Here is a 2,078-nt window from a genome sequence, read left to right on the forward strand (position 1 = left end):
AGGGCGCAGTTGAGGCAGACATGCTCGAGGTGGATCTCGTCGGTCTCGAGCACGCCGCTCGTGTCGGAGATGGTCCGCTGGATGCCGTGCGGCGTCATCGCATAGCTCAGTACGACCGTGGCCGGGACGTCGAGGGCGATGGTCAATGCCGTGGAGTCGCGGAGAACGGGATCAACGGTGGACAGGATGGTGAGTGGTAGCGGTACAGGCACGGCGCCTCGGTTCTTAGGTTCGACGACGAAGCAGTATTGAGAATAAATCTCAATAACTATACCATTGGCCGGCGTTACGCGCCGCGCGTCCGCGGCACGCGGGAGCAGTGGCGCAAATAGGAATCGTTATCTATAGTGAAGGCTGGCCCGGGCAGAGCCTCGTCAGGAGTATCCCTATGTCTGCCCACTGCCAGGTGACCGGCGCCGTTCCGGGTTTCGGTCACCGCATCTCACACTCGCACCGGCGCACCAAGCGCCGGTTCACCCCGAACATTCAGCGCAAACGGTACTGGGTGCCGTCGCTGGGAAGAAACGTCACGCTCACCGTGAGCGCCCGCGGCATCAAGACCATCGACCGGCGCGGCATCGACGCCGTCGTCCGGGAGATCCAAGCACGTGGGGAGCGTATCTGATGGCCAAGTCCGCCGATCTCCGTCCGATCGTCAAGCTCCGGTCGACGGCCGGCACCGGCTACACCTACGTGACCCGGAAGAACCGACGTAACGATCCGGACCGGATGGTGCTGCGCAAGTACGACCCTGTTGTACGCCGGCACGTCGATTTCAAAGAGGAGCGCTGAGATGGCCAAGAAGAGCAAGATCGCCCGGGATCGCCAGCGCCGCGAGGTGGTCGCTCGGTACGCCGAGCGTCGCGCCGAGCTGAAGCGAATCCTTGCCAGTCAGGACAGTACCGACGACGAGCGGGCGGAGGCTCGTCGCGAGCTCTCGCGTCAGCCCCGTGACGCCAGTGCCACCCGGCTGCGCAATCGCGACGTGGTCGATGGACGCCCACGGGCCGTGTACCGGAAGTTCGGCCTCTCGCGGGTCCGGCTACGCGAGATGGCGCATCGGGGGCAACTCCCCGGTGTCACGAAGTCGAGCTGGTAGGTGCGTGCCATGCGGTCCCCGCGGGGCGGATTGCGGCTGCAGGGACTGAGCTGAGCACCGCCTCGCGACGCGGTTTCAGCTTCCGCAGCCGCAGGCTCCGCCGCAACAACCTCCGCCGGACGCCGGCGTCGCCGAGGCCTCCGAACGGCCGGTGATGCCGACCGTCGTGAGGAGCTTGACGGTGTCATCGTGCCCGGCAGGGCAATGCGCAGGCTCGCGTGCGGCATCCATGGGCCGCGATACGTCGAACGTGGAGCCGCACGTGCGGCATCGAAACTCGTATGTCGGCACCTGGTCAGTGTACGCCCCGCGGCGAACCGGGGCTCGGCTGTAGCCGAGGCGCGGTCCACCCGGGCATGAGACCGACCGCGCCTCGACAGTCTTCAGACTATATGAGAACAATTATCATGTCTATCTATCTCGGTCCCCCGAACTGATCTGTTATGTCTGCGTGGCTGGGGACGACGGCCCACCCAGGCACGAATCTCAGTGCATTTCAGCAGGTCCAAGAGGTAACTTGCCCTTGGGTCACACTTTTCCGGAAACTCGAGGTGTAATCATTTCGTTATCCGGGGACTATGAGGAAGATGACACGCATTGATGAGAAGGCGTTCTGGGAACGACGGCTCGCCGAAGACTGGAGCGAGAGCGGCGTCGGCTACCACGCGCTCGGCCGGCCGTTCAACGCGTGGGTCTACCGCGTGCGACGTGAGGTCTTCCTGCGCGAAGCGGGCGCGTTGAACCTGAACGCCACTAGCAGGGTCTTGGACGTAGGCTCGGGTACCGGAGTCTATGTGCGGTGCTGGAAGCAGCTTGGGGCGGGCGACGTGATGGGCAGTGACATCACGGAGGCCGCGGTAGAGCGGCTGCGCGACCGGCACCGTGACGTGAAGTTCGTCCGTGCCGACATCACATGTGCCGAGGAAGAGCTTCCGGCGCAGTCGTTCGATGCGGTGTCCTGTCTGGATGTCCTGTTCCA

5 protein-coding genes and 1 pseudogene are annotated in these 2,078 nt (G+C 64.3%); 4 read left to right on the forward strand and 2 right to left on the reverse strand.

All coding sequences use genetic code 11. The annotated features are described in order from the left end of the window. Positions 1-212 (reverse strand): annotated as a pseudogene (locus ELR45_RS25520) (cobalamin biosynthesis protein CobW); the annotation flags it as partial. 176 nt (positions 213-388) lie between these two features. On the opposite strand from ELR45_RS25520, the gene rpmB reads away from it, so the two are divergent. Genes rpmB through rpsN form a run of 3 tightly spaced genes read left to right on the forward strand, consistent with a single transcriptional unit; the run spans position 389 to position 1,099 of the window. Beyond that, positions 389-625: a 50S ribosomal protein L28 gene (gene rpmB / locus ELR45_RS25525; protein WP_129668859.1), complete on the forward strand. Its 237-nt coding sequence runs from the start codon at positions 389-391 to the stop codon at positions 623-625. Beyond that, positions 625-792: a 50S ribosomal protein L33 gene (rpmG, locus tag ELR45_RS25530; RefSeq protein ID WP_129668860.1), complete on the forward strand. Its 168-nt coding sequence runs from the start codon at positions 625-627 to the stop codon at positions 790-792. The genes rpmB and rpmG overlap by 1 nt, the downstream gene beginning before the upstream one ends. A 1-nt stretch (position 793) precedes the next feature. Then, the gene (gene rpsN / locus ELR45_RS25535; RefSeq protein WP_129668861.1) at positions 794-1,099 is read left to right on the forward strand and encodes a 30S ribosomal protein S14; all 306 of its coding nucleotides are present in this window, start codon (positions 794-796) and stop codon (positions 1,097-1,099) included. A gap of 75 nt (positions 1,100-1,174) precedes the next feature. Here rpsN and ELR45_RS42970 read toward each other — a convergent pair whose 3' ends face one another. Continuing rightward, entirely contained in the window at positions 1,175-1,390 is a 216-nt protein-coding gene (locus tag ELR45_RS42970) for an FmdB family zinc ribbon protein (RefSeq protein ID WP_129668862.1), read from the reverse strand. A gap of 296 nt (positions 1,391-1,686) precedes the next feature. On the opposite strand from ELR45_RS42970, the gene ELR45_RS39045 reads away from it, so the two are divergent. Next, positions 1,687-2,078: class I SAM-dependent methyltransferase (locus ELR45_RS39045; protein ID WP_205857254.1), on the forward strand; the 392-nt coding region annotated here is incomplete at its 3' end.

The organism is Phytoactinopolyspora endophytica, assembly GCF_004138495.1.
GTDB lineage: Bacteria > Actinomycetota > Actinomycetes > Jiangellales > Jiangellaceae > Phytoactinopolyspora > Phytoactinopolyspora endophytica.